The following is a 25794-nucleotide window of genomic DNA, read 5'->3' as shown; positions in this document are numbered from 1 at the left end:
TTTTTGTTAGAAACGCTTATTTTCTGATTTTTATTGTTTAAATGGGAGTCTGAATGAGCATCCTCCTTTCCATTCGCTACACCCATAAGAATTTCGCCCTTTAATAATATATCCTTTTCCGCAGACAGGACATGTCTTCCCGACAATACTATCATCTGTTGGTAGTGTTGCTTGATTCGTATTTAGCGGTGTTGCTCTGTCTGATACCTGCTTGTCATTTGCCTTACTTTTGGATGTAGTTTTTCGCTTTTGTGGCGTCTTCTTTTTTAAATCTTCATCCGTTGTAATGGTAACATGCCGATTACTGTTATCAGCAAGGACATCGTTAACGATGTCGTTAATCTGCTCTTTCAGTCCGCTGATAAAGTCTCCAGGTTCATATTTATGCTGCTCTATATCCCTGAGTTTCTTTTCCCATATACCAGTCAATTCGCAGCTTTTAAGCAATTCTTCGTGAATGGTATCAATGAGTTCGATACCGGTAGGTGTGGCAAGAAGGTTTTTACGTTCTCTGCGAATATAGTGCCTTTTGAATAGTGTTTCGATAATACCAGCACGTGATGATGGCCTTCCGATACCATTTTCCTTTAAGGCAGCTCTTAATTCTTCGTCTTCAACGAATTTTCCAGCTGTTTCCATAGCTCTCAGAAGAGTGGCTTCTGTGTAGTATTTAGGAGGTGTTGTCCATTTCTCTGTTAGAGTAGGGGTATGTGGACCACTCTCACCTTTAGTGAAAGATGGTAATGTTCGTTCTTCTTCTTTGCGTTTTTTCTCCTCTTCATCGTCCTGTTGGCTTTTGTCTTTTTGATATACGACACGCCATCCAGGTTCCAAGATTTCTTTTCCGCTAACCTTGAACTCTATATCTTCTACTTTTCCCAAAACAGTAGTTGTCGAAAATTTGCAATCAGGATAAAATACGCTGATGAAGCGAAGGGCAATCAGATCGTATACATTTTGTTCTAAGTCGGTGAGTCCTGTCGGAGGTACACCTGTTGGGATGATGGCATGGTGGTCTGTAACTTTTGATGTATCGAAAACCTTCTTGCTTTTTGGCAACTTTTTGTTTATAGCTGCTAAATCGCGTACTAAAGGCATATATTTCTGTTGACTATTGATTTTAGCTTGACTTATTCCGTTTAGGATCCCAGGACATTTCGGATATATATCGTCAGATAAATATTGGGTATCTACACGTGGATAGGTGGTAAACTTTTTTTCATATAAGCTTTGAATCAGTTTAAGTGTCATGTCAGCAGAATAGCTGAATTTCTTGTTACAATCTACTTGCAATGACGTAAGATCGTACAGATGGGGAGGTGCTTCTGTACCTTTCTTTTTTTGTACAGAGGTTACCTCAAAAGGTTTATCATCTATTGTTGAAAAGGCTTGTTCTCCTTCTTCTTTACTTGTAAATCTACCCTTAGTAGCAGTAAATTGAGTATCACGATATATGGTTGCCAGTACCCAATATGGTTCTGGTTCGAAATTATCGATTTCTTTTTGTCTGTTAACAATGAGTGCCAGCGTAGGGGTTTGTACTCGTCCGATACTTAATACTTGTTGATTTCTACCATACTTTAAGGTATATAGGCGAGTTGCGTTCATCCCTAAAATCCAGTCTCCGATGGCTCGTGATAGCCCTGCCATGTAAAGAGATTGATATTGGTCTTGTTCTTTTAGCTTTTTGAAGCCTTCTTGGATGGCTTCGTCTGTCATGGATGAAATCCAAAGACGCTTAACGGGACACTTTACTTGTGCCTTTTGCATAACCCATCTTTGGATGAGTTCTCCTTCTTGCCCAGCATCACCACAATTGATAATCTCGTCTGCTTGGCTATATAGTTTTTCGATGATACCAAACTGCTTTTTGATACCCTCGTCATTAATAAGTTTGATGCCAAATCGTACTGGGATCATTGGCAATGCAGAAAGGCTCCAATGCTTCCACATAGGGGTATAGTCATCAGGTTCTTTCAATTCGCACAAATGTCCGAATGTCCAGGTTACTTGATAACCGTTTCCTTCCATATAGCCATCATGAGCATTATTAGCTCCTAATATTCTGGCGATGTCTTTGGCTACGCTTGGTTTCTCTGCTACACAAACTATCATTTTCTTTTTCTTTTTTAGAATGCAAAGATACTGCTTTTTAGCCGTTTCGACAACATTATTGATTGAAAGTCTATATCATTTCTTTAATCAAATTGATTGATACTATTAATGATGTAGTTTATTTCTTCAGGTAATAAGGTTTGGTTAAGTGGAATACTCAACTCTTCTTGATGTATTTTCTCGGTAATTGGATACGAGAGCTTGTTCCACATTTTATAGCATTGTTGTTGATGTGGTGGAATCGGATAGTGTATCATTGTACTTATTCCTTTATCTTTCAGAAAAGCTTGTAGTCTATCTCTTTCAGGGCAGAGTATTGGATAGATATGATATACATTATCGCTAATTTGTCCTTGAGGTATGATAATATGCTTATTCTTAATTTGGGCATTATATAGCTGTGCTATTTCTCTTCTTTTCTGATTATCATAATCGATGTATTTCAGTTTTACTCGTAATATAGCAGCTTGTATTTCATCTATTCTACTGTTCTTGCCTTGGTATGAGAATACATATTTTTGTTGTGAGCCATAGTTCCCCAAAGCTTTTACTGTTTCAGCTAGTTTATGGTCATTTGTAGTAACAGCTCCAGCATCACCTAATGCTCCCAAATTTTTTCCTGGATAAAACGAGTGTGCCCCTGCATCTCCAAGACTTCCTGTATGTTTGTTGTTATAAAGGCAACCATGTGCCTGTGCATTATCTTCAATCAGTTTCAGATTATTTTTTTTGCAAAGTTGCTGTATCTTGTTGGTCATGGAACATCGACCATAAAGATGTACAATTAGTATGGCTTTCGTACGTGGTGTAATTGCTTGTTCGATTAAATCATCGTCTATCTGCAGTGTATCTATGCGAGGTTCCACCAATACGGGTTTTAGGCGATTTGCAGTGATGGATAAGATAGAAGCGATATATGTATTTGCAGGAACAATAACTTCATCATTGTCTTTTAATTCCCCCATTTCCTTATAAGCACGAAATATTAGGGATAGTGCATCAAGTCCATTGCCACAGCCTATACAATATTGTGTACCAATATAGTTGGCATATTCGTATTCAAATTGTTGAGTAGAATAGCCTTGTAGATACCAACCACTTTCAACCGTGTGGCTGATGGCATCCTGTATTTCTGCAAGATGCATATTGGTAACCTTTTTCAGTGAAAGATAGTCTATTTTCATATCAGATATTCCATTCATACCAGTCATAACAAACTCCACGGCCTCCAAATCCTTCTTTTTGGTAAATTAAACTTTGATTAATGGTTTTACCATGATCCTCGTTAGAAGTTCCAAAGTCGAAATATGGATAGTTTGTGTATTCTTCAGTTAGAATCTTTCTGAATAGTGCATCGACGGCGTGTAGATGTTTTCCTTCTGCACTGGCAGATATATATTGTGCATGTACAACGCGTGGGGTTATATACAGTAGTGTTCCTCCGATAACTTGTTCGCCTTTTTTGGCTACATATAATTTGATATTATTTGGAAATCTGTTTTGAAGAAGACGTATTTCCTCTAAGGTATGCACAGGTTTAGCATGATAGGTATTATAGAGGTTTTCTTCAAGTATTTTCCAAAAAGTTTTGTATTCATCGTCGTTTGGTTCTACGCTGATGCCGTTTGTTCTTGCTTTGTTTGCTCCGTAGTGTCTGTCGTGCTTCCATTTAATGGGATCTTTTTGATAAACTACAGAAGCTATATTTCTTGTTACAATCTGAGCGTGACATATGTTAATAAGCGCATATAAATCTTCTTCGGAAGGAATAATCTGATAAATCCAAGGTATGGCTTTATAGATTACCTTTTTGAAGTGAGCTTGTTTTAAAAACAAATTTATCTGTTTAAAAATTTCGCATATATCGACAGCTGTAGCCTGATGACTCGTAATGATTCCTCCATAGGTTAGTCCTTGATGAGACCAAAATACATTTCCATCTTGGTTACCTGGAAGAAGGGCGTATATTTTATGGTCTTTAAGGATAATAAGAGAATAATCGGTAAATCTATCGCTGTGATATTCCATGTAGTCACGTTGAAACAGGAATGTACCTTGTTTAGAATGAGTTACAAACTCATCCCATTGTTCTTTGTATTGTGCTTCGTATTTCTTTATTTCAAACATTTTATATATTCTTGAAATTCAGAATATTCTCGGATATAATCTTCTTCTTCGAAAGGATCTTCTGCCAATACTAAACATACGGATCCGGATGAAAAATCTTCTAGGGTTCGCCAAACGTTTGTTTCGACGAGAAGTCCTTGATAAGGGTGGTTGAGTAAAAAGGATTGTTTATTATTTCCATTATCAAGTGTGACCGTAAAAGACCCGCTTACTGCAACGATAAATTCTCGGCAGTGTTTGTGGGCATGTCCTCCACGACTTATACCGCCAGGTACATCATAGGTCCAATATACTCTCCTCACCTGAAAGGGTATATCTTTAAGTTGTTCCGCAACGGTAAGATTGCCTCGTGGATCAACAATTTTTCTTAATGTGATCATTTTTCCAAACATTACTTATTTAACGTAATTCTTTCGTCTTTTTGTATATCATACTGGCATTTATTTTTGATTAGACATAAAAGGGTATGCAGTTTTTTGTCTGCATACCCTTTTTTCTTTTATAAAACGGTTGTTGTTTTATTTCTTCATATATGGATCTGTTCCGAGAACAGTTTTGGCCAAACGCTTTGCTTTATCTCGGAGAGCTTCCATATCGCATCCAACTTCATCATAGCAAGTAACCACACCCATACGTCGACCAATGTGAGCTTCTGGCTTATTGAATATACGAATGCGAGCTTTGTCTTCTTTGCATACTTCTTCTAGGTTATAGTCTAATGGCTCGTTACTTTCTACAGGAGAAAGGATAACGGCACTCGCACCACTGTGTTCTAGATGAATAGCAGGGATAGGAAGGCCCATTACAGCCCGGAAGTGAAGTTCGAACTCACTTAAATTGGTGCAGTGGCTTAGAGTTACCATACCTGTATCGTGTGGTCGAGGACTCAATTCAGAGAAGATAACTTCTCCCTGTTTGGTGAGGAAGAATTCTACACCCCATATGCCATATCCTGTAAGCGCTTTGGTTACCTCGTCAGCCATGTGCTCTGCAGTTTTGAGAGCTTCTTCAGAAATTTGGTAAGGCATCCAACTTTCACGATAGTCGCCACCTTTCTGAATATGACCTATAGGAGGGCAGAATAGTGTTGGGAGGTTCTTTTGGGTTACAGTAAGCAATGTAAACTCTGAATCAAAATCTATAAATTCTTCAATAATGACTTCTTTTACATCACCGCGACCTTCCTCCATCGCATCTTTGAATGCCTCTTTCAGTTCGTCGTCATTATGTACATAGCTCTGACCATGACCAGAAGAGCTCATCAAAGGTTTTACTACACAAGGGAAACCAATTTCATCGGCTGCTTTTTTGAATTCATCAAATGTTTTAGCATAAAAATATTTAGCTGTACGTAGGCCTAGTTCCTGAGAAGCAAGATCGCGAATTGCTCTTCGGTTCATGGTGTAATTTACGGCTCTTGCTGATGGTACTACCTGTACACCTTGTTTCTCAAAATCGAACAGACGTTCTGTTCTGATAGCTTCTATTTCAGGAACTATGATGTCTGGTTGATGTTTGTTGACAACAGCTGTGAGTGCATCTCCATCCAGCATCGAAAATGTTTCACGCTCATCGGCTACCTGCATGGCTGGTGCATTATCATACTTATCGCAAGCGATGACGTATTGGCCAGCTCGCTTAGCAGCAATAGTAAATTCTTTGCCCAGTTCTCCTGAGCCTAAAAGCATAATTTTTTTCATATGGATTATTTATTATGAGGGATTAATTGTTTCATCATCTGCCATTCCGGTGTAACAGAAAGGCGGCGTAGCAGTACCTCTACGACTTGTCTGATAACATCAGGTGTCGTCTTATTGATCTCTGCCAGTTCTTCAGCTGATTTCAACGGATGTCCTGCCAGTCCATAGTAATTGTCAATCAGTAGTTCATCCTTTATGTTGAGTAAGTGAATCAAGTGCTCGGTATAGTGCGCCATGCGTTCACTTACGATAGAAGGATTCTTGCCTAAACTGATAAGATAATTTTCTAGTTCTTGTGATAATGCATCCATTATAGTCGTGAATTATTATTTCCTAATGTTATAACTTCGCAGTCGGTGAATTTATTGCCATCTATTGTCAGTTTTACGATGGTTCTTTCTTTTTGCCAACCCATTTGTCCTGCCGCACCTGGATTGATATGAAGCAGATTTAGCGTTTTATCAGACATCACTTTAAGAATGTGTGAATGACCATCTATAAATAGGTCGGGTGGCGAAGCGTACAATTTATTGCGTATCGAAGGGTCGTATTTGCCAGGATAGCCTCCGATATGTTTCAGTAATACATCCACATCTTCGCATTTAAAGCGAAGTATTTCTGGATATCTTGCTCGGATATCATATCCGTCACAGTTACCGTATACAGCTCTGAAAATAGGTTTCATGGCTTCAAATTTGTCGGCTATTTCTGTTGAGCCGATGTCTCCAGCATGCCAAATTTCATCACACTCGCAGAAATATTTTTCGTATTTTTCATCCCAAAATGCGTGTGTGTCTGAAATGATTCCTATTTTTTTCATAGCTTAAAGTATTTACGAATAAAATCTGCAATATAAGTAGATGTATTGTCGATTCCTAGAAGAGAAGAATTAATACATAAGTCATAGCTCTCTCCATGTCCCCATTTTTTACCCGTGTAGTAATTATAGTATGATGCTCTTTCTTCCTCGTTGCGGAAAATGTACTTTTGAGCATCTTTGGAGCTTATCTTCAGTCTTCGACTTACTCTTTCCACGCGTTCTTCCATATTGGCAGATATAAAAATGTTAACCACATTGTCGAAGTCACGAAGAATATAGTCAGCAGTTCTTCCGACAAACACGCAACTGTTTTCCGTTGCTGCTTTTCTTATCGCGTCACTTTGCATCTTATAGAGACTTTCCTGCGTAAAGTCACTTCGATAAAAGTTGTTGTCTCCAACTAATGGCATATGAAAATGGAAAAGAGATTTGAAAAATCCTTTTTTCTCATCATTTTGTTCAAAGAATTTTGCATCGAATCCACTTTCTTTTGCGGCAAGGTTGAGTATTTCTTTATCGTAAAATTTGCAGTTGAACTCTTCCGATAGTTTATGAGCTATAATCTTTCCTCCACTTCCTATTTGTCTACCTACATTGATGATAATCTTTTTATTTGCCATGATAACCTAGTTTATTTGTTCATATTTGCTAAAGCTTGAGACTCGCGATGCATGCGATTAAATTTACGCATATATACAATCATTGTCCACCCAGCAATGATAGCTGAGAGAAAATCGCTTATTGGCATAGAGTACCAGATACCATCAATTTCCAGAAAAAGAGGAAGAATGGCAAGTAGTGGTATTAATAATAACAGCTGGCGAGACAAACTCAAGAATATACTGATTTTTATCTTTCCTATACTTTGAAAAAAGTTGGTGACAACCATTTGATAGCCTATAACAGGGAAAGCCAATAGGCTAATTCTGATGGCTTTCATACCTAGCTGAATAAGGGTAGCGTCGGTCGTAAATAAGCGTGCGCAGTAATAAGGTAGAAACATTCCTATAAGCCAGCCAGTTGTCATGATGAGTGTGGCAGTTAAAACAGAAAGTTTTACGACATGTATCATTCTATCTAGTTTTTGTGCTCCATAGTTGTATCCGGCTATAGGCTGCATGCCTTGATTAACACCCATAACAAACATGACAAATACAAATGCTACTTTATTTGCAATGCCATAAGCTCCGATATCTAGGTCTCCTCCGTAGTGTGCTAACTGCTTATTGATAAAGATGACCACAACGCAGGCGCATACGTTCATGGCAAAAGGGGATACACCTATCGCTAGTATATTTTTTATAATAGTCTTGTTTAGATTATATATTCCTCTCTTGAAATGCAGTAATTGCTTTTGGTTGCTGAAAAGCCATATTTGCCAACATAAAGCGATAATTTGAGCAAGAATGGTTGCGTAAGCAGCTCCTGCGATACCCCATTTTAATAAAAATATGAAAATATAGTCGAGTATTGAGTTCATAATGACGGTAAAAATAGTTGCAAACATGGCTTGTTTGGGTTTGCTCGCTGCACGTAAGAGTGCATTCATTCCAAAATACATGTGCGAGAAAACATTACCGGCTAGTATGACAACCATATAGTCTGCAGCAAAAGGGAGTGTTGCTTCTGATGCTCCGAAAAATTCCAATATTTGGTCGAGAAATAAAAGACTGAATATCGAAAAGGCGATACCGATGATGATATTAAGTGTAATGGTATTACCAAGAATGTGTTGAGCGGTTTGATAATCTTTTTGGCCTAGCTTTACAGAAATAAATGTTGAGGCTCCTATTCCGACAGCAGCTCCAAAAGCTGCAGCCAAATTCATAAATGGGAATGTAATAGTAAGTCCTGATATCGCTAAAGGGCCACATACTTGGCCGATAAAGATGCTGTCCACAATATTATACAGTGAAGAAGCTGTCATGGCAATAATGGCAGGAAGGGCATATTGCCAAAGTAATTTACCGATGGGTTTTGTACCTAGTTCAAGTGTTGCTTGCTTATTATCCATTAAAATCTTCTTATTTATATATGTGTGCAAAGGTAGTAAAAATATGTGGATAAGTGAGAGAATTGGTAAAATAAATCAATAAATTATATGCTTATATTTTTTCATTCCAATTGAAAACTGTATCTTTGCATAACATTGACATTTAGCCTAGATGAAAAGACCTTTAATGATTATACTGATGATGATAGCATGCTTCGCTATTTTTGCTCGGCATGTAGATGATACAAGCCGAATTTCTTATCCTGGCGGTAAATGTTATCTTTATCGTATTTATTTGTCAGATAAGGCTGGGTCTCAATATTCTTTGCAAAAACCAGAGGAGTTTCTTTCTTTACGTTCTATAAAACGACGGGAAAAGCAGCATCTTTCTTTGGATAGTACTGATTTACCGATTTCAGAACGATACATACGACAGATTTGTGATTGGGGGTTTGAGATTGTTGATAAGAGTAAATGGAATAATACACTTCTTTTGCGTGTTCGTACTCCTAAGGACCTTAAAAAACTAGAGCATATTCCTTTTGTTAAAAGCATAAAAAAAGTTTTTGAATCGCCTGATTCTATAAACAGACGTGATCGAATGAATTACCATAAGACCATTACTTCTTTTATTCAGGATAATGAGTCGTTTTATGGTTCTACCGAGTTTCAGATAAAAAAACTAAATGGGCATAAACTTCACGAAGCAGGATATCATGGTGAGGCTATGATGATAGCGGTCTTGGATGGAGGTTTTATGAATGTTGATCGTATTCCTGCTTTTCATCAGATTCAACTCGCAGGTGTTGCCGATTTTGTAAGCCCTCGGTCGCAAAATGTCTTTAAAGAGATGGAGCATGGAACAATGGTGTTGTCTGTAATGGCGGCTGAAGTTGAGCATTATTATGTTGGTGCTGCTCCTCGTGCTTCTTATGTCTTGGTTCGTTGTGAGGATGAACAGACAGAATCACTGGCAGAAGAAGACTATTGGGCTTCTGCTGTAGAATATGCCGATTCATTAGGTGTAGATGTTATTAATAGTTCGTTGGGATATCATGGTTTTGATGATAAGACGATGGATTATAAATACGAGAACTTAGATGGTAAGACGGCGATGATTTCGTGTACAGCAGCCAAACTTGCTTCAAAAGGTATTATTTTGGTGAATAGTGCTGGCAATGAAGGCATGGGTTCTTGGAAAAAAATAAATGTACCAGCAGATGCAAGTGATATTCTTACAGTTGGTGCAATAACTCGTTCAGGCATTAATGCTCCTTTTAGTTCAATAGGTTTTACTGCCGATGGAAGGGTAAAACCTGATGTTATGGCTATAGGTAGTCCTGCGTCTGTTATTACCGGTCGTGGCACTGTTATAAACGATATGGGGACATCTTTTTCAGCTCCTATTATTGCAGGTATGGTGGCTTGTCTTTGGGAAGCTTTGCCACATTTGAATGCTTATGAGATTATGTCTATAGTGAAACGTTCGTCAGACCGTTATTCACGGCCGAATAATATATTTGGATATGGTGTTCCTGATTTTTGGAAGGCATATCTGATGGGCAAAAAAGATAAGTAATCATGAAACAGGCTCTCTCTTTATATGAATTGAATCATTTGGTCCACGATGTTATCGCGATACAGCTCCCAGATAGTATCTGGGTTCAGGCCGAATTGTCTGAATATAGAGAGAACAATGGACATTGCTTCATGGAACTGATAGAGAAGGATAACCATTTGAATACTCCTATTGCTAAGGCTTCTGCTAAATGTTGGCGTAATCGATGGGTATATATTCGTGCAGGTTTTGAACGAATTACCGGAATGCATCTTCGTGCCGGTATGAAAATCATGTTACAGGTGCATGCTGAATTCCATGAGAATTATGGGTTCTCATGGATGATTGATGATATCGACCCAACTTTTACTTTGGGAGATATGGCTCGAAAGCGTTTGGAGATTATTCAGGTCTTGAAGGATGAAGGGGTTTTTGATTTGCAGAAGCAACTTGTTATTCCGATGTTTTGCCAACGGGTAGCTGTCATTTCCAGTGTTCATGCTGCAGGTTATGGCGACTTCTGCCATCAAATGCAAAATAATGAGTATGGCTTATCCTTTAATATAGAACTGTTTCCTGCGGTTATGCAAGGTGAACAAATCGAAAAAAGTGTGATTAGGGCGCTGAACCTGATTAATGAAAGATATGAGGAGTTTGATGTCGTCGTCATTATTCGTGGTGGAGGTGCTACGAGTGATATGTCGGGCTTTGATACATTAGTATTGGCTGAGAATGTGGCAAATTTTCCTTTGCCGATTATTACAGGTATAGGTCATGAACGCGATGAAAGTGTACTCGACATGATTTCAAATACGAGAGTTAAAACACCTACTGCAGCTGCTACTTTTTTAATAGAGCATTTGGCTCAGGTGTACAATCGGGTACAAAATGCTAGTGATTTTATTTTTAGCTACGTTCGCGAGCGTATGACTAGGGAGAAAATGAGAATCCAGCATTTGGGTGGTAGAATACCATTGATGTTTTCTTTGGTTAAAACCAGCCATTTAAGAAAACTTGATGCTATAGAGAGTAAACTCAATAATCAGGTAGGTCGTCTGATTTTGCAGCAGTTTCAATATTTGGATAGACTACAAATGGCAATGTTACCCGCTATTCAGCGTAAACTGAATAAGGAGCAGTATAGGCTTCAGATGATAGAGCAACAAGTGATGTTGTCAGATCCAACTCTTTTGCTTAAACGCGGATATAGTATCACTCTGTTGAATGGAAAAGTTGTCAAAGATGCTAGTTGTTTACATGTGGGTGACGAAATTATAACGCGAGTGGAAAATGGTGAAATTCGTTCAATTGTCAAATAGAAATGTCTGATATGAAAAAGAATATTCGATACGAAGAGGCTGTTCATCGACTTGAAGAGATAGTAGAGAAGATGGAAAATGATGAGCTGGATGTAGATTCATTGAGTGATAAACTGAAGGAAGCGCAGCAGCTTATCAAATTGTGCAAAGACAAACTAACGAAGACTGATGAAAATATCAAAAAGTTACTTAATATAGAAGAAAAGTGATATTTTTGTTAATTTATAGTGTGAATAATTGTAGAATATAATAAAAATTCGTACTTTTGTGCGAAATTATAAATATAACATATAAAATATTATTGTTATGAAAGATTTAGATTGGGCTAATTTGTCTTTCGGCTATCGGAAGACTGATTACAATGTACGCTGCTACTATCGTGACGGCAAATGGGGCGAAATAGAAGTTTGCTCTGATGAGTATTTGAAGTTGCACATGGCTGCTACCTGTTTGCATTATGGACAGGAGGCATTTGAGGGATTGAAAGCATATCGTTGTCCTGATGGTAAGGTGCGTGTGTTCCGCATGGATGAGAATGCTGCGCGTCTACAGAGTACTTGCCGTGGTATCTTGATGCCAGAACTTCCTACAGAATTGTTTGAAGAAATGGTTAAAAAGGTGGTTAGATTGAATCAGGAATGGATTCCTACATACGAGAGTGGAGCTACTCTTTATATTCGTCCATTGCTTATTGGTACAAGTGCCCAGGTGGGTGTTCATCCTGCTGATGAATATTGTTTCTTGATTTTTGTTACTCCAGTAGGTCCATATTTCAAGGGTGGATTCTCTTCTAATCCTTATGTAATTATTCGTGATTATGATCGTTCTGCTCCTTTGGGTACTGGTATCTACAAGGTTGGTGGTAATTATGCTGCTTCTTTGAAAGCTAATTCTATCGCTCATGAAAAGGGGTATGCTTGTGAATTTTACTTGGATGCTAAGGAGAAAAAATATATCGATGAGTGTGGTGCTGCTAACTTCTTTGGTATAAAGAATAATACGTATATTACACCTAAGAGTACCTCTATTCTGCCTTCTATTACTAATAAGAGTTTGATGCAAGTTGCTGAAGATTTAGGTATGAAGGTTGAGCGTCGTCCAATTCCTGAAGAGGAATTAGAAACGTTTGAGGAAGCTGGTGCATGTGGTACTGCTGCAGTCATTTCTCCTATTTCTTATATTGATGATTTGGATACCAAAAAGCGATATGATTTTGGTGATAAACCGGGTCCTTGGTCTAAGAAGTTGTTTGATACACTTCGTGGTATTCAGTATGGTACTATTGAAGATAAGCACGGTTGGACTACAGTGGTAATCGAATAATTACGTTAGCGGGCTATCTATACAGAAAAAAATAACCTATAATTATGCCAGAATATGGAAACGAATCAAACTTACAAAAACAGAGCTCTAGCCTCACTGGAAGGCAAGTGGACGATTGGTGCTGTCGCAACACTTATTTTTTCACTCATAGTTGACATTTCAAGAGTGAGTATCATATACCCTATGGGTGATACAGCAGGAGTAAGCGTAAATGGTATATGGCTCTTGTTGTGTTTGCCTTTAATGTGGGGATATAGAGTATTCTTCTTGCGTCTTATCCGTCAGGAGGACATTGATTATGGGCATCTTTTCGATGGTTATAAAGATTGTGTACGCATCGGCGTCACCCTACTGTTGGGCGTTTTTTTTGTGGCTATTGGATGCGTCTTTCTCTTGATACCTGGCATTATCATCTCTCTGATGCTCTCACAGGTAGAATTTGTCATGGAAGACGACAAGGAGATAGGCTATCTTGATGCTATGAAACGTAGTGTCGATCTGATGAAAGGGCACAAAGCAAAGCTATTCTGGCTGAATCTGAGCTTCATTGGTTGGATAATTCTGGCTATTCTGACTTTCGGTATAGGATTGCTGCTATTATTACCATACATTAATACAACATTAGCTTACTTCTACGAAGACCTGAAAGCAGAACAGCAAATAGGTTAATCGTAAATTATAAAACAACATAAAAAAGCATCGGTCTGTCTCCAGATCGGTGCTTTTTTATAATTTATTTCGTATATTTGCACCCGTTTATCAAATAAGGCATGGGAAAAGGAAAATTAGCTAAATTTGCGGATATGGAGCACTATGAGAACGTGTTTCAGTATCCATTTTCAGTAGTCAGTGATGTTCCATTCGATATGAAGGGACATTGGTGTGAACAGTATTTTCATAACGATAATCCAATAATCTTGGAATTAGGATGTGGTAGAGGTGAATACACCGTAGAGCTGGCCAAACTCTATCCCGAGATGAACTTTATCGGTGTGGATATCAAGGGTGCCCGTATGTGGACAGGTGCCACCCAAGCTCTGAAAGAAGGACTAAAGAATGTGGCATTTCTGCGCACCAATATCGAGATTATCGACCGTTTTTTTGATCAGAATGAGGTTGCTGAAATTTGGCTTACGTTTAGTGATCCACAGATGAAGAATCCTCGTAAGCGTCTTACGAGTACATTCTTCTTGAATCGTTATCGTAATTTCTTAGTAAATAAGGGTATTATTCATCTGAAAACAGATTCTAATTTTCTATTTACTTATACCTCTTATATGGTTGAGAAAAATAATCTTCCAGTTCTCTTCCGTACAGATGATTTGTATCATACAGAGGGTATTGATGATAGCACGAAACGCATTCTGTCTATTCAGACTTATTATGAGTCAATGTGGATAGAGCGTGGACTCAATATCAAGTATCTCAAGTTCCAGTTACCTACTGAAGGAAATTTGGAAGAACCTGATGTTGAAATAGAATTAGATGACTATAGAAGTTATCATCGTGATAAGAGAAGTAGTTTAGAAACAAGTAAATAAGTTGATATAAAAAGGGGATTCACCAATGATCAGGTGAACCCCCTTTTTATATCTTTGTTAGATAGCAGGTTCTATAGGAAACATATAGAAATTGCGATTCAGATTATAGTCAATCATCCATTGATCCAGGATGATACCTTCATCCAATGCTTTTATTTCTAAAGTATGTGTGCCTTTTTCCAAGAGTAAATGAAAAGACTTTACTGCTTGTCCCCGTAACACGTTTTGTTTCCATTGTTCTGACCGGAATGGTTCTTTAAGTGTAAAAATCTGTTCGTTATTTCCGTCGATGGTCACACTGAAACGAATATCGTTTTGGTTTACGGCATGAGTAGGGATCGTTGCAATTCTGATTATTGCAGAATCTGTTTTTTCACAAAGGAAGTTGTATTTAACCACGCTACCTTTAGGCAAATTCAGTGATTTCATGCTGTGACCGAGCATTTCTGTAGTGTAGACATCTTTGCTGGCTGCTGTGTAATGCACAGCATTTCGTGCGATGACTCTACTCATGTGATTTTCTAAAGGTTCTGCATCAATTTCCTTATCAGCATATTTTTTTATTTGTTCGTCTGTAAGTATACCCGGTAGTGCAGGCTCTTTAAAGACTGGTAAATCTCTTGGAGACATCGACATAATACCATTCCATTTTCCGCCGGCTAATTGTTCATTGTAGTATTTAGTCATTGCTATTATCTCCTGATGAGCAGTCATGCTATTAGCAGCAGCGGTCATTGCTTCTTTATCATTGAAGAATAATCCAGGGCGTGCTATATGGCGTGCTTCTTGAGCTTCTAGCTGTTTGATGGCCATGTCTGCAGCCATAAATATAGGATATTTGATAGCTGCGAAGTAGGCATCACTAAGTGTTGGTCGAATTGTTTTTTCAATTTCTTCAACTTTTTCTTTTATCGCTTGATAGGCTGCTTTGTAGCGTTCTATCTCATTTCCAAATTCACCGGCATTAAATTCAGTGTCTTGGATAGGGGATAGTCCTCTGTTGTATTTCTTTTTATCCAGTTCGGTTTGAGTCCATCCCATAAATTCAGGTTTACGGATAGCAGTAAGGTGATAAAATTCCTTCATAACGGGCAATAATAGTTTGCCTGTATGTGTACCGAATTGCTGGCAAAGCCAGTTTTGCATATGTTGCTGTAAAGAATTTGTCTTGGTGATATTGATGTTCCAGGCCATATCAAGAAAAAGCGATAAGTCATATGCTGCAACTTTCGGATCGTGAACATTAGCTATCCATATCCGTTTATTATTGTTGGTGTAGGCTTTATGCATCTCTTCGTAGATAAGTCCTGGTTGAGTGGTTGTCAGCCATAGATAGTCATGAGGCCTTCCCCAGTAGCTGAGATGGTAATAGACACCACTTCCTCCACTTCTTTTGGCTTCTGAAGGGTTAGATAGATGTGTAAGATAACCATAGTTGTCATCACACCACATCAAAGTTACGTCATCGGGTACTTTTAGTCCATTGTTATAAATATCAAGCACTTCTTTATACGGAACAAAAATTTGTGGTATTTTTTTAATGTCGGTTTTTAGATTCTTATGCAGTAGTTTTCTCTGGTCATTAATTACCTTCTGAAGCCACTTGGTTTTCTCATCTAAAGTTTTTACACCTTCCATGCTGCCATCATGTATGCCACGCATACCTAAGGTATATATGACGTCCATGCCTGCAGTTTCTTTAATACGATATGTCCAGTAGTCTTCTATTTTCTTTTGGTTGGTAAGATAGTTGAAGGCCCCCATATTTTTTACATTCCATTCGCCGACATTATTGCGGAGTAATGGTTCACAATGAGAGGTTCCGATATATATATCGCAACTATCTGCTACTTCTTGGTTTCCTTTTACTTGGAAAAAAGGTTTTGTTCCAGGATGCATGGCTGGCCATATCGTATTAGCTTTGAGTCGAAGTAGAAGTTCAAAGATCTTGCGATAGGTGTTTGGACCTATCGTCCCTTGCTCTTGTTTGCGATCGAGGGTTTTGTGAGCCCAAGTACGTGTACTCCAGTCTTCATCGTTGATGAATATACCGCGATATTCTACGGAAGGAACTTGTAGGGTTTGGTATTTGTCGTTGATGATAAGCTGCGATTTTTTTTCAGGATGAACATCTCCCCACCATATCCATGGAGATACACCGGATATTTTGGAAAGTTCAAGAATGCCGTATGCTGTTCCACGCCCGTTATTACCAATTATATAAAGTTTGTCATTCTTTACGCCCATCCAAAAAGCATCTTTGCTGACTATAATCTTATTTAAAGGGAAGTCTATACGACTGACTTCTTTAAATTCTTTATCAGTGAGGGCATCTAACTGGTAAATAGCGAGAGGTGAGTCACTTTTACTTTTAGCTTTTTTACCTGTAACAGCTTGCATATCGCTACTAAACATATTTAAGGCTATGTTTACTACAGGAGATGGATTATTATTAACAGTATAGCTTACTGGATTTTTTCCGTTGAAAAGAACAATATCTTTGGCTTGAACAGAAAAAGTACCACAAAGCAGTAAAAGAGAGGTTATATGAACCTTAAATTTCATAGATTTGTTCTGGTTTTGATTTATTTGCAAATATAGTTAAAAACGGTGTCATAGAGAAATTAATTAGTTTTTATTTGTAGTTTCTATATTTTATCGGTACTTTTGCATATGCAAACGATGTATATATATATAAGTTCAAAATAAACACAACAACGATATGACATTATATCCCAAATTGATAACAGATGCACTGGCAACGGTCATCTATCCGGGAACCAAAAAAATCTTATTGAAAGTGAGATGTTGGCAGATCAGCCCAAGATTGATGGTATGAAAGTGGAAATAGTTCTTCTTTTTCCTCGTGAAACCGATCCTTTCTTGAAATCTACTGTAAAAGCTGCTGAGGCTGCTATTCATTATCATATCAGTAATGATGTTGAAGTTACCATTCTTACAGAATTTAAGTCTGCTCCTCGTCCAGAGGTGGGCCAGATGCTTCCTGGTGTGAAAAATATTATTGCTGTCAGCTCAGGTAAAGGTGGTGTAGGTAAGAGTACTGTTTCTGCAAACTTGGCTATTGCGTTGGCTAAATTAGGTTATAAGGTAGGTTTACTGGATACAGATATCTTTGGTCCTTCTATGCCTAAGATGTTTGGTGTAGAGAGCGAGCGCCCTTATGCTGTTAAGAAAGATGGGCGAGATCTCATAGCACCGGTTGAAAAATATGGTGTTAAATTGTTGAGTATTGGTTTTTTTGTAAATCCCGATACGGCTACATTATGGCGTGGTGGCATGGCAACATCTGCGTTGAAACAGCTTATTGCTGATGCTGATTGGGGTGATCTTGATTATTTTATTCTTGATACTCCTCCTGGTACCAGCGATATTCATCTTACATTGCTTCAGACGTTATCCATTACGGGTGCAGTTATTGTAAGTACTCCTCAAAAAGTAGCTTTGGCTGATGCTCGTAAGGGTATTGATATGTATCGTAACGATAAGGTGAATGTGCCAATTTTAGGTTTAGTAGAGAATATGGCATATTTTACTCCTGCTGAACTCCCTGAGAATAAATATTATATCTTTGGTAAAGAGGGCTGTAAGGAATTGGCTAAAGAAATGAATGCTCCTTTGTTGGCTCAGATTCCTATAGTTCAGAGTATATGTGAAAATGGTGATGCTGGTACTCCTGCTGCTTGTGATACTTCTTCGTTAACAGGTTTAGCCTTTATAAATTTGGCTCAGGCTGTTGTTACTGTCGTTAATCGTCGCAATAAGGAACAAGCTCCTACAAAAATAGTTTCGGTTACTAACGAAAGTAAGCATTAATCTGAATTTCATTAGATAAAAAAAGGTGGCAATTTGCGAATTGCCACCTTTTATTATTTATTTTCTTACGTTCATCCAAACTGTCATATCCTGATTTCCTCGGTTTCCCCAGGCATAATAAGGAATGAGACGAACGGTAATTTGTTTATTGTTATTTTTCAGTTCACGATAAAGCTGTCGGTTATTCCAAGCCTTGCTCTGAGCTAATTCAACTTTTCCTTCAAGAGCTGTAAAGGTATGACCATCTATGGTTTGTTTTACAGTTTTGAAGTTTACATCTGCAGGAATCTGGATGTCATCGATATCAGCTTTTCCCTCGATGTCATTGCCTTCCAAACAGTATACGATAGGTCCTCGTTTTACCGCTATTTGGTTTTTGTTTTCTTCTACGAGAGGATTGCTTTCGATGAGTTTCACTTGCATAGGCATAGATATCTTGATGATGTCACCAGCTTGGTAGTTGTGTTGGAATGTTAAGTAGCCATTTTCTAACATAACATTAGGCTTAGCTATTGTTTTTCCACGCTTATTGGTAATAGTACTATTGCTGATAATTTCGTTTACTGATTCTTGACACCATTCTGGTATTCTCATCTTTACGGCTTTCAGTCCTTTGGCTTTGTTAATAATTAGTTTAACATCGCCTTCGAAAGGATACTCTGTAAGTTGTTCTATATCCAGATTTTTGGTCTTCAGTTTGTTTTCGCCATACAGGTTGACATAGAGTTCGCTTCCTTCTTTGTTTACGGAATAAGCATATTCCTGAGCTTGTATCAATGTACGGAGTGTATTAGGTGGACAACAGAAACAAGAAATGTATTTCTGACGTTCTTTTGGCCATCGCATAACGTAAGGGAAATCTTTGTTTTTACGAAGTGCCTGAGTATAGAAATACTTAGTTCCGTCTAGTGAAATTCCAGGAAGAATACCATTATACAATTCGTTTTCAACCATTTCTGCATATTTGGCATCACCTGTTGTTTCCAATAGTCGCCAGCTATAAAGTAGTTCACCTATCTGAGCGCAGGTCTCGTTGTGACTGGTCTCATTTGGCAGCTGAAACTGTCTTCCGTATGCTTGGTGTATCTGTTGGATGTAAGGTTGGTTATAAGTGGTACCGTCAGGTGATACACCATCGTACAGTGCGCCGCATCCACCAGTGATGTAGATTTTATGTTCTGCAATGTCATCCCAGATGCTTGACAAGTTTTTGTACAGTTGTTCTTCACCAGTTTCAGCATATAGATCGGCTACACCTGCATAGAGGTAATTTGCTCGTACAGCATGCCCCATTGCTTCATATTGCTGACGGAAAGGAATTCGGTCTTGATTATGATCTTCTCCATTCTTGACGCTGTCACGAATGGCAATCAGTTCTTCGCCTAATTCCATATATTTCTTATTGCCTGTCATGCGATACATTTCGAATGCACCCATGTAATGGCTTGGACAAATGGCATTTCGAGCAAGTTCGTCTCTGTCATTCTTTAAGAAGTTATATAGGAAGTCAGCTGCTTTTACACTACATTTGAAAAGATTATCCTTGCCAGTTGCTCGTTTGTGTATGATACCTGCAGTTATCAAGTGACCTAAGTTATAGGTTTCAAAGTTGAGTCGAGAGGCAAAAGCATTTTTCTGGTCTTTACCAATTTCGATACCAATAACAGTATTATCTTTGCTGTGTGATTCTGCATTCTTTTTACGCTCTTCGATGATAACTGGTGTGTGGATATATCCATCTGCTCGCTGCGAACGGGCTACTGCATCAATAAACTTGTCCATTAACTGGTCAAGTTTCTTATCTTTAGTTATTGCATAAGCAGTAGCGCAGGCTTCAAGCCATTTGTACATATCGCCATCATGAAAAGGTGGACCTTTGTGGGCTCCTTCTACATCTCCAGCTGCGATTTCAAAATTTCGAAATCCGTGTGATACATTGGGATCATTCCATGTATTCCACATGTCCCAAATCGAAGTTTGGTTAAGTACTTGGAAGCGATTGTTCCAAAATCCACCAGTCCAGTGAACTGAGCCAATTGGTGTGTTAACCATTTTGGCCATTTTACTTTTACTCATATCTGTCAGACCATTATACTGGCCGTAACAGAAAGTGTTTGCAAAAAATAAAATACCTAAGGCTGTTGTTATTTTCTTCATCGTCTTTCTTATAATAATATATCAGATAGACGATCAGGCCTTTATTCTGTCATCAATTTATTTCTGTCAGAAATTACTTAATGGTGTAAGATTCCTTGTCAAGTAGTTTTCCATTGGATAGAATAGTAACCTGATATATACCCTTTTCTAATTCTTCGTCCTCATGGAGAGGGATTGAAATGGAAACTGGAGTCCTTTGGCCATTATATCTGATAGTTTTGGATGTATTATAGTCTTTATTTGGGGATTTGACGACTACGGTCATGTTTTTGTTGTCTTTCGGAGCCGTAGGATTTTTTGCGATGTTGAATGTAATTTCTATGGTTTTCGCTTTTTTTGGTTTCTTTGTCGTTTTTCCTCGTTTATTTTTGAAAAGTAAATTTACATCGTCTACATTCAGTTGTGAGGCAATGGCAACCTTATAAGAAAGGTCTCTGTTTTGGGTGTTCAGTCCTGTGATAAGATTGGTTGCTTCATCGAATTGTTCTTTTACTCGAGCGTTTTCTGCAATAAGATTACTGTTGGTCTTTCTCAACGAATCCAATTGGTTCATATAGGCTTTAAGAACGTTTTTAAATGAAGGCAATTGTTTTTTTAATCGGGCTAGTTCCTGTGCATTATGAGGGTCTGTAACCTTTATTTTCTTTAAGATTTGTTGTGCTTTTGTCTGTTGTATACCCAATTGAGAGGATATCTCCTTATCGGTGATCATGTCTTTCATGTCACCGTATTGATTAGCAAATTCTTGATATTGGTCTTCTAGCTCTTTTTTGTCAAGTTCAGCAAGTTCGAGCATATCTTGGTTTTGTTTCTTCTGTGCATTGAGGTTATAGCTTAAAGAAACAATCGTTGTTAGAAGAACAGATCCAATGATGATAAAACAAATAAGAGCCTTTTTATTCATGTATAATATTTAATTTTTAAATAGTGTTTGCAAAAGTACCTTTTTTGAGTTAAATAGGCAAATAAAAGCATGAATAAAAAGACTCTTATTGTTTTTATTTTTGGTTATATCTTACATATCAAAAGTGCAAGGTAATGTACTCAACTGATAGAGTATTGTCTTAGCTATACGGTAATGTCCTGCGTCGTTCGGATGTAAACGGTCGGTGTCAGGTTTGTTGAAAAGTTGGGCTCCTTCATCGGTAAGAGGATACAACCCACTAAGTGCGTTAAGGTCTATTACAGGAACAGACCATACATTACCTGCTTCTTTGATAGCCTGTACATAGTCGTCGATGAAAAATCCACAAGCGTTAGCATAGTCTTCGGCTGGCTGTATGTTGGTATCGCTACTCTTAAAGTCAGCTCTGTGTATTGGGGTCATCAGTACAATTTGCTTCTTGGGATACATTTTCTTTAATTTATCCAGTGCAATATTGATTCGACCTTTCAGCGTGCTGTTATTCATGTTCATGGTACGATGGTATCTTAGATATTTCGCTTTTTCCCATTGACCTTTGTGAGCTGCAACAACTGAATCAGCACTGACGTTATACCATTCTCCGATAGGGACGGCTGCATTGAAGTCATTGGTACCGATAAAGATAAGAATGGCATCGAAATCATCACCGTGCTCAGCTTTTAATTTGTCGGCTTGACGTGGAATATCATTCCATTGTCTTCCACTTACACCATATACATAGGGAGTTATGCCCAACCACTCTTCTAAAAATCCCCAATATTTGGTCTTGGATGCCTTGAGTCTTGGGTCTGTAATGGAATCACCGAAATAGGCAACTCTTTTTTTCTTCCATGGATGTTCATTAAATTTTTGTGAAATCGATGGAAGTGCGATTAATGCGCACATAACTAATGTTAGTATTCGCTTCATGGTTTATATATTTTTTGATTTGTACTGCAAAGATAATATATTTTTTTGACTTGGATTAGCGGTGAAAAATTATATTCTTGTGAAAAATAAGTTCTGAGTCCCCTTTAAAAAGTGACACATTTTGATATTACTAGAAATTTCCGTAAATTATGAGACTCATAAATTGATAATATGATAGGTAAGCCTCTTTCTGAAAAAACATCAAGAATAATTTGAAAATAGTTCCAAATAGTTTTAATGGGCTCTAATCTGCTTTAGTAACTGGTTCTGTCTGTACAGAAGTGATTGAACAAGCCCCAAAGCTCTACAAGTTTATATAGATATGGTGAGTCTGCGTATAAGCAAGAATATCTATGTTCAACGAAGGGTTAACCTTCGTGTTCTTGTATGTGAAAGATGGTCCGTGTGTCAAATAATTTATCAAAAAACAGTGTTTTCAAAAATCGTCATCTAGCTTAAAATATTCAACTTTTGATCAGCCTGTTTGGTCTTTTTTCTTCCCCTCGATTTTTTCTCCCGCCAAAACCACAGGTCCTAGGGGTCGAAAGCTAAGACTTTGTTCGCTAAACTCTATGACCTTATCGCATCAACCCTAAGCTTTCGACCCCTAGGAGCTAGGGTTTTGGCGCCCTTTTTTAAACCGGTGATACGTAAAATCTGTAACGTGTTGATATTCAGATAGATATGAAAATTCTTCAAAATTCACGTATTTGAGGCATTCTTACATCGTAATTTCAAATACGCAAACCTCATGAGGGTTCTTGTCCGTAAAATTCAAAACCCCTCTTTTGTTGTACATGTCGTAGAATGGTAAAAGTAGTGCTGATCTTATTTTTTTTTAATCCTTATATATTATTTTAATCTTTAATCCTTTATCCTAATATATTATAATGTGTACGTCCACGGAATTAAGCTTTCATTGTCAAAGAACGTGCAAAAACTTAGTTTTTTGCAATTTTTTCTTGAAAACATTTGGAGGTTATGGATATTTTGTATACCTTTGCACTCGCTTTCAAACAAACGGAAGCAGCCAAATAACGTTGGTTACGAGGCTTAAGAGAAAGAGTTCTTTGAAAAGATTACATAGACAGAGAAGTAGTACAAGAAGCGTTCACATATTATAAATATGTGTGAATGGGTAACAAAAACGAACCGTCAAGTTTAGTTTTTGTCCAGGCTTTAAACCGACTTCAATAAAAGGATAAGCGTCCTTGAAACAGAGACAAATAATCTATTCAATTAGATATTCAAAGATATTTTACAATGGAGAGTTTGATCCTGGCTCAGGATGAACGCTAGCTACAGGCTTAACACATGCAAGTCGAGGGGTAACATGAAGAAAGCTTGCTTTCTTTGATGACGACCGGCGCACGGGTGAGTATCGCGTATCCAACCTGCCCATAAGTAGGGAATAGCCTTGCGAAAGTAAGATTAATGCCCTATGGTTTCCATTAAAGACATCTGAGATGGAATAAAGATTTATCGCTTATGGATGGGGATGCGTCTGATTAGGTAGTAGGCGGGGTAACGGCCCACCTAGCCGACGATCAGTAGGGGTTCTGAGAGGAAGGTCCCCCACATTGGAACTGAGACACGGTCCAAACTCCTACGGGAGGCAGCAGTGAGGAATATTGGTCAATGGACGGAAGTCTGAACCAGCCAAGTAGCGTGCAGGATGACGGCCCTATGGGTTGTAAACTGCTTTTTTAGGGGAATAAAGTTAGCCACGTGTGGTTATTTGCATGTACCCTACGAATAAGGACCGGCTAATTCCGTGCCAGCAGCCGCGGTAATACGGAAGGTCCGGGCGTTATCCGGATTTATTGGGTTTAAAGGGAGCGCAGGCCGTTTGGTAAGCGTGTTGTGAAATGTCCGGGCTCAACCTGGGCACTGCAGCGCGAACTGCCAGACTTGAGTGCACAGGAAGCGGGCGGAATTCGTGGTGTAGCGGTGAAATGCTTAGATATCACGAAGAACTCCAATTGCGAAGGCAGCTCGCTGTAGTGTTACTGACGCTAAAGCTCGAAAGTGCGGGTATCGAACAGGATTAGATACCCTGGTAGTCCGCACGGTAAACGATGGATGCCCGCTGTTTGCCCTTCGGGGTGAGTGGCTAAGCGAAAGCGTTAAGCATCCCACCTGGGGAGTACGCCGGCAACGGTGAAACTCAAAGGAATTGACGGGGGCCCGCACAAGCGGAGGAACATGTGGTTTAATTCGATGATACGCGAGGAACCTTACCCGGGCTTGAATTGCAGATGACGGATCTAGAGATAGTGACTTCCTTCGGGACATCTGTGAAGGTGCTGCATGGTTGTCGTCAGCTCGTGCCGTGAGGTGTCGGCTTAAGTGCCATAACGAGCGCAACCCTTCTCTTCAGTTGCCATCAGGTAGAGCTGGGCACTCTGGAGACACTGCCACCGTAAGGTGTGAGGAAGGTGGGGATGACGTCAAATCAGCACGGCCCTTACGTCCGGGGCTACACACGTGTTACAATGGCCGGTACAGAAAGTCGGATGCCCGTAAGGTCATTCTAATCAAGAAAGCCGGTCCCAGTTCGGACTGAGGTCTGCAACCCGACCTCACGAAGCTGGATTCGCTAGTAATCGCGCATCAGCCATGGCGCGGTGAATACGTTCCCGGGCCTTGTACACACCGCCCGTCAAGCCATGAAAGCCGGGGGTGCCTGAAGTCCGTGACCGCAAGGGTCGGCCTAGGGCAAAACTGGTAATTGGGGCTAAGTCGTAACAAGGTAGCCGTACCGGAAGGTGCGGCTGGAACACCTCCTTTCTGGAAGAGATGCTTATTTAGAAGTAAGTAAAAGTCAAGAGACATGACAAACGTAAAGGTTGGTTGATGTCATCCAAAGTTTCCTTGTACTACAGAACCTGTTTAATATATAAGAGAAAAAGGAAGCCGGGCTCGAAGATGCAAGCCCAGAAATCTTGGACAGTCAGCCAACCCGGAACTATAGTCCTATAGCTCAGTTGGTTAGAGCGCCACACTGATAATGTGGAGGTCGGCAGTTCAAGTCTGCCTGGGACTACAAAAACTTCCAGTCTTCTCAAACCAAAAAAAGTTTGGGGGATTAGCTCAGCTGGCTAGAGCACCTGCTTTGCAAGCAGGGGGTCAACGGTTCGAATCCGTTATTCTCCACTTCAGGTAATCCACTTTTGATAGAGTGAGATAAGCCAATAAGATCTTTGACATATTGACACAAGCAAAACTGTAGCGAGAACTAGCAATAGTTCAAGAAACAATACAGCTGAAAGTATGAGCTACCGTTCATCTTACTTGAGAAGCAATTCAAAAGCAAGACTGAACCGGTAAAGAAAAAAGTAAGAAAGGGCGTATGGCGGATGCCTAGGCTCACAGAGGCGATGAAGGACGTGATAAGCTGCGATAAGCTTCGGGTAGGTGCAAATAACCTTTGATCCGAGGATTTCCGAATGGGACAACCCATACATTTGAAG

19 protein-coding genes, 2 tRNA genes, 2 rRNA genes and 1 pseudogene (1 of these 24 cut by a window edge) are annotated in these 25794 nt (G+C 38.9%); 11 read left to right on the top strand and 13 right to left on the bottom strand.

Going from position 1 to position 25794, the window contains the following annotated elements:
* Window positions 1–30: 30 nt before the first annotated feature.
* From L6469_RS07160 to L6469_RS07120, 9 genes are all read right to left on the bottom strand, one after another.
* Window positions 31–2115 (bottom strand): DNA topoisomerase 3, encoded by a 2085-nt coding sequence (locus L6469_RS07160; RefSeq protein WP_006282052.1) that lies wholly within the window; start codon window positions 2113–2115, stop codon window positions 31–33.
* An 83-nt stretch (window positions 2116–2198) separates the two neighbouring features.
* On the bottom strand, window positions 2199–3299 hold the full coding sequence (locus L6469_RS07155) for a DegT/DnrJ/EryC1/StrS family aminotransferase (protein ID WP_006282051.1): 1101 nt from the start codon (window positions 3297–3299) through the stop codon (window positions 2199–2201).
* A 1-nt stretch (window position 3300) separates the two neighbouring features.
* A complete protein-coding gene (locus tag L6469_RS07150; RefSeq protein ID WP_006282050.1) occupies window positions 3301–4242 on the bottom strand; it encodes a GNAT family N-acetyltransferase in 942 nt (313 codons plus the stop codon).
* Entirely contained in the window at window positions 4230–4634 is a 405-nt protein-coding gene (locus L6469_RS07145; protein WP_027453289.1) for a sugar 3,4-ketoisomerase, read from the bottom strand. The genes L6469_RS07150 and L6469_RS07145 overlap by 13 nt, the downstream gene beginning before the upstream one ends.
* 126 nt (window positions 4635–4760) lie before the next feature.
* Window positions 4761–5942, bottom strand: a complete 1182-nt coding sequence (gene purT, locus L6469_RS07140; RefSeq protein ID WP_006282049.1) for a formate-dependent phosphoribosylglycinamide formyltransferase — start codon at window positions 5940–5942, stop codon at window positions 4761–4763.
* A gap of 5 nt (window positions 5943–5947) precedes the next feature.
* Window positions 5948–6253, bottom strand: a complete 306-nt coding sequence (locus L6469_RS07135; RefSeq protein ID WP_006282048.1) for a hypothetical protein — start codon at window positions 6251–6253, stop codon at window positions 5948–5950.
* Window positions 6253–6762 carry a metallophosphoesterase family protein gene (locus tag L6469_RS07130; RefSeq protein WP_006282047.1) on the bottom strand — a complete coding sequence of 170 codons (510 nt, stop codon included), beginning with the start codon at window positions 6760–6762 and terminating at the stop codon, window positions 6253–6255. The genes L6469_RS07135 and L6469_RS07130 overlap by 1 nt, the downstream gene beginning before the upstream one ends.
* On the bottom strand, window positions 6759–7382 hold the full coding sequence (locus L6469_RS07125) for an AAA family ATPase (RefSeq protein ID WP_006282046.1): 624 nt from the start codon (window positions 7380–7382) through the stop codon (window positions 6759–6761). Before L6469_RS07125 ends, L6469_RS07130 begins: the two co-directional genes overlap by 4 nt.
* A gap of 11 nt (window positions 7383–7393) precedes the next feature.
* Window positions 7394–8776: an MATE family efflux transporter gene (locus L6469_RS07120; protein WP_006282045.1), complete on the bottom strand. Its 1383-nt coding sequence runs from the start codon at window positions 8774–8776 to the stop codon at window positions 7394–7396.
* Between the two features lie 151 nt (window positions 8777–8927).
* Here L6469_RS07120 and L6469_RS07115 point away from each other — a divergent pair, with 151 nt between their 5' ends.
* The 6 genes from L6469_RS07115 to trmB all read left to right on the top strand — a co-directional run bounded on the left by L6469_RS07115 (window position 8928) and on the right by trmB (window position 14496).
* Entirely contained in the window at window positions 8928–10334 is a 1407-nt protein-coding gene (locus tag L6469_RS07115) for a S8 family serine peptidase (protein ID WP_039870180.1), read from the top strand.
* A gap of 2 nt (window positions 10335–10336) precedes the next feature.
* Window positions 10337–11632, top strand: a complete 1296-nt coding sequence (gene xseA, locus L6469_RS07110) for an exodeoxyribonuclease VII large subunit (RefSeq protein ID WP_006282043.1) — start codon at window positions 10337–10339, stop codon at window positions 11630–11632.
* Window positions 11633–11643: 11 nt separating this feature from the next.
* Window positions 11644–11841, top strand: coding sequence for an exodeoxyribonuclease VII small subunit (gene xseB, locus L6469_RS07105; protein ID WP_027453284.1), 198 nt, complete (start codon window positions 11644–11646; stop codon window positions 11839–11841).
* 97 nt (window positions 11842–11938) lie between these two features.
* Window positions 11939–12955 carry a branched-chain amino acid aminotransferase gene (locus L6469_RS07100; protein WP_006282041.1) on the top strand — a complete coding sequence of 339 codons (1017 nt, stop codon included), beginning with the start codon at window positions 11939–11941 and terminating at the stop codon, window positions 12953–12955.
* A gap of 54 nt (window positions 12956–13009) precedes the next feature.
* Complete coding sequence (locus L6469_RS07095) at window positions 13010–13624, top strand: DUF975 family protein (RefSeq protein WP_006282039.1); 615 nt, start codon at window positions 13010–13012, stop codon at window positions 13622–13624.
* 101 nt (window positions 13625–13725) lie between these two features.
* Window positions 13726–14496 carry a tRNA (guanosine(46)-N7)-methyltransferase TrmB gene (gene trmB / locus L6469_RS07090; RefSeq protein ID WP_006282038.1) on the top strand — a complete coding sequence of 257 codons (771 nt, stop codon included), beginning with the start codon at window positions 13726–13728 and terminating at the stop codon, window positions 14494–14496.
* Between the two features lie 57 nt (window positions 14497–14553).
* Here the strand turns inward: trmB and L6469_RS07085 are convergent, their stop codons facing one another.
* Window positions 14554–17061, bottom strand: coding sequence for a glycosyl hydrolase 115 family protein (locus tag L6469_RS07085; protein WP_006282037.1), 2508 nt, complete (start codon window positions 17059–17061; stop codon window positions 14554–14556).
* A 157-nt stretch (window positions 17062–17218) separates the two neighbouring features.
* Between L6469_RS07085 and L6469_RS07080 the strand changes: the two are divergent.
* Window positions 17219–18330, top strand: a pseudogene (locus L6469_RS07080) (Mrp/NBP35 family ATP-binding protein).
* Window positions 18331–18387: 57 nt separating this feature from the next.
* Here L6469_RS07080 and L6469_RS07075 read toward each other — a convergent pair.
* The 3 genes from L6469_RS07075 to L6469_RS07065 all read right to left on the bottom strand — a co-directional run bounded on the left by L6469_RS07075 (window position 18388) and on the right by L6469_RS07065 (window position 22321).
* Window positions 18388–20487 (bottom strand): glycoside hydrolase family 127 protein, encoded by a 2100-nt coding sequence (locus L6469_RS07075; RefSeq protein WP_006282035.1) that lies wholly within the window; start codon window positions 20485–20487, stop codon window positions 18388–18390.
* Window positions 20488–20560: 73 nt separating this feature from the next.
* Entirely contained in the window at window positions 20561–21391 is an 831-nt protein-coding gene (locus L6469_RS07070; protein WP_006282034.1) for a hypothetical protein, read from the bottom strand.
* Between the two features lie 111 nt (window positions 21392–21502).
* The gene (locus tag L6469_RS07065) at window positions 21503–22321 is read right to left on the bottom strand and encodes an SGNH/GDSL hydrolase family protein (RefSeq protein ID WP_039870177.1); all 819 of its coding nucleotides are present in this window, start codon (window positions 22319–22321) and stop codon (window positions 21503–21505) included.
* Window positions 22322–23581: 1260 nt separating this feature from the next.
* Here L6469_RS07065 and L6469_RS07060 point away from each other — a divergent pair.
* The 4 genes from L6469_RS07060 to L6469_RS07045 form a co-directional block, all read left to right on the top strand.
* Window positions 23582–25111, top strand: a 16S ribosomal RNA gene (locus L6469_RS07060).
* Between the two features lie 182 nt (window positions 25112–25293).
* A tRNA-Ile gene (locus L6469_RS07055) sits at window positions 25294–25367 on the top strand.
* Window positions 25368–25403: 36 nt separating this feature from the next.
* Window positions 25404–25477 (top strand) — tRNA-Ala (locus tag L6469_RS07050).
* A gap of 176 nt (window positions 25478–25653) precedes the next feature.
* A 23S ribosomal RNA gene (locus tag L6469_RS07045) occupies window positions 25654–25794 on the top strand (it continues 2754 nt past the right edge of the window).
* Together the 16S and 23S rRNA genes with 2 tRNA genes alongside form the textbook arrangement of a ribosomal RNA operon.

This window comes from Segatella baroniae B14 (genome assembly GCF_022024235.1).
GTDB lineage: Bacteria > Bacteroidota > Bacteroidia > Bacteroidales > Bacteroidaceae > Prevotella > Prevotella bryantii.
Note: the sequence above shows the minus strand (reverse complement) of the source record. Positions and strands in the feature narration are given on the sequence as shown.

Coding starts and splice junctions, on each gene's coding strand:
- L6469_RS07160 (WP_006282052.1), bottom strand. CDS start 2,115: ATGATAGTTTGTGTAGCAGAGAAACCAAGCGTAGCCAAAGACATCGCC.
- L6469_RS07155 (WP_006282051.1), bottom strand. CDS start 3,299: ATGAAAATAGACTATCTTTCACTGAAAAAGGTTACCAATATGCATCTT.
- L6469_RS07150 (WP_006282050.1), bottom strand. CDS start 4,242: ATGTTTGAAATAAAGAAATACGAAGCACAATACAAAGAACAATGGGAT.
- L6469_RS07145 (WP_027453289.1), bottom strand. CDS start 4,634: ATGTTTGGAAAAATGATCACATTAAGAAAAATTGTTGATCCACGAGGC.
- purT (WP_006282049.1), bottom strand. CDS start 5,942: ATGAAAAAAATTATGCTTTTAGGCTCAGGAGAACTGGGCAAAGAATTT.
- L6469_RS07135 (WP_006282048.1), bottom strand. CDS start 6,253: ATGGATGCATTATCACAAGAACTAGAAAATTATCTTATCAGTTTAGGC.
- L6469_RS07130 (WP_006282047.1), bottom strand. CDS start 6,762: ATGAAAAAAATAGGAATCATTTCAGACACACACGCATTTTGGGATGAA.
- L6469_RS07125 (WP_006282046.1), bottom strand. CDS start 7,382: ATGGCAAATAAAAAGATTATCATCAATGTAGGTAGACAAATAGGAAGT.
- L6469_RS07120 (WP_006282045.1), bottom strand. CDS start 8,776: ATGGATAATAAGCAAGCAACACTTGAACTAGGTACAAAACCCATCGGT.
- L6469_RS07115 (WP_039870180.1), top strand. CDS start 8,928: ATGAAAAGACCTTTAATGATTATACTGATGATGATAGCATGCTTCGCT.
- xseA (WP_006282043.1), top strand. CDS start 10,337: ATGAAACAGGCTCTCTCTTTATATGAATTGAATCATTTGGTCCACGAT.
- xseB (WP_027453284.1), top strand. CDS start 11,644: ATGAAAAAGAATATTCGATACGAAGAGGCTGTTCATCGACTTGAAGAG.
- L6469_RS07100 (WP_006282041.1), top strand. CDS start 11,939: ATGAAAGATTTAGATTGGGCTAATTTGTCTTTCGGCTATCGGAAGACT.
- L6469_RS07095 (WP_006282039.1), top strand. CDS start 13,010: ATGGAAACGAATCAAACTTACAAAAACAGAGCTCTAGCCTCACTGGAA.
- trmB (WP_006282038.1), top strand. CDS start 13,726: ATGGGAAAAGGAAAATTAGCTAAATTTGCGGATATGGAGCACTATGAG.
- L6469_RS07085 (WP_006282037.1), bottom strand. CDS start 17,061: ATGAAATTTAAGGTTCATATAACCTCTCTTTTACTGCTTTGTGGTACT.
- L6469_RS07075 (WP_006282035.1), bottom strand. CDS start 20,487: ATGAAGAAAATAACAACAGCCTTAGGTATTTTATTTTTTGCAAACACT.
- L6469_RS07070 (WP_006282034.1), bottom strand. CDS start 21,391: ATGAATAAAAAGGCTCTTATTTGTTTTATCATCATTGGATCTGTTCTT.
- L6469_RS07065 (WP_039870177.1), bottom strand. CDS start 22,321: ATGAAGCGAATACTAACATTAGTTATGTGCGCATTAATCGCACTTCCA.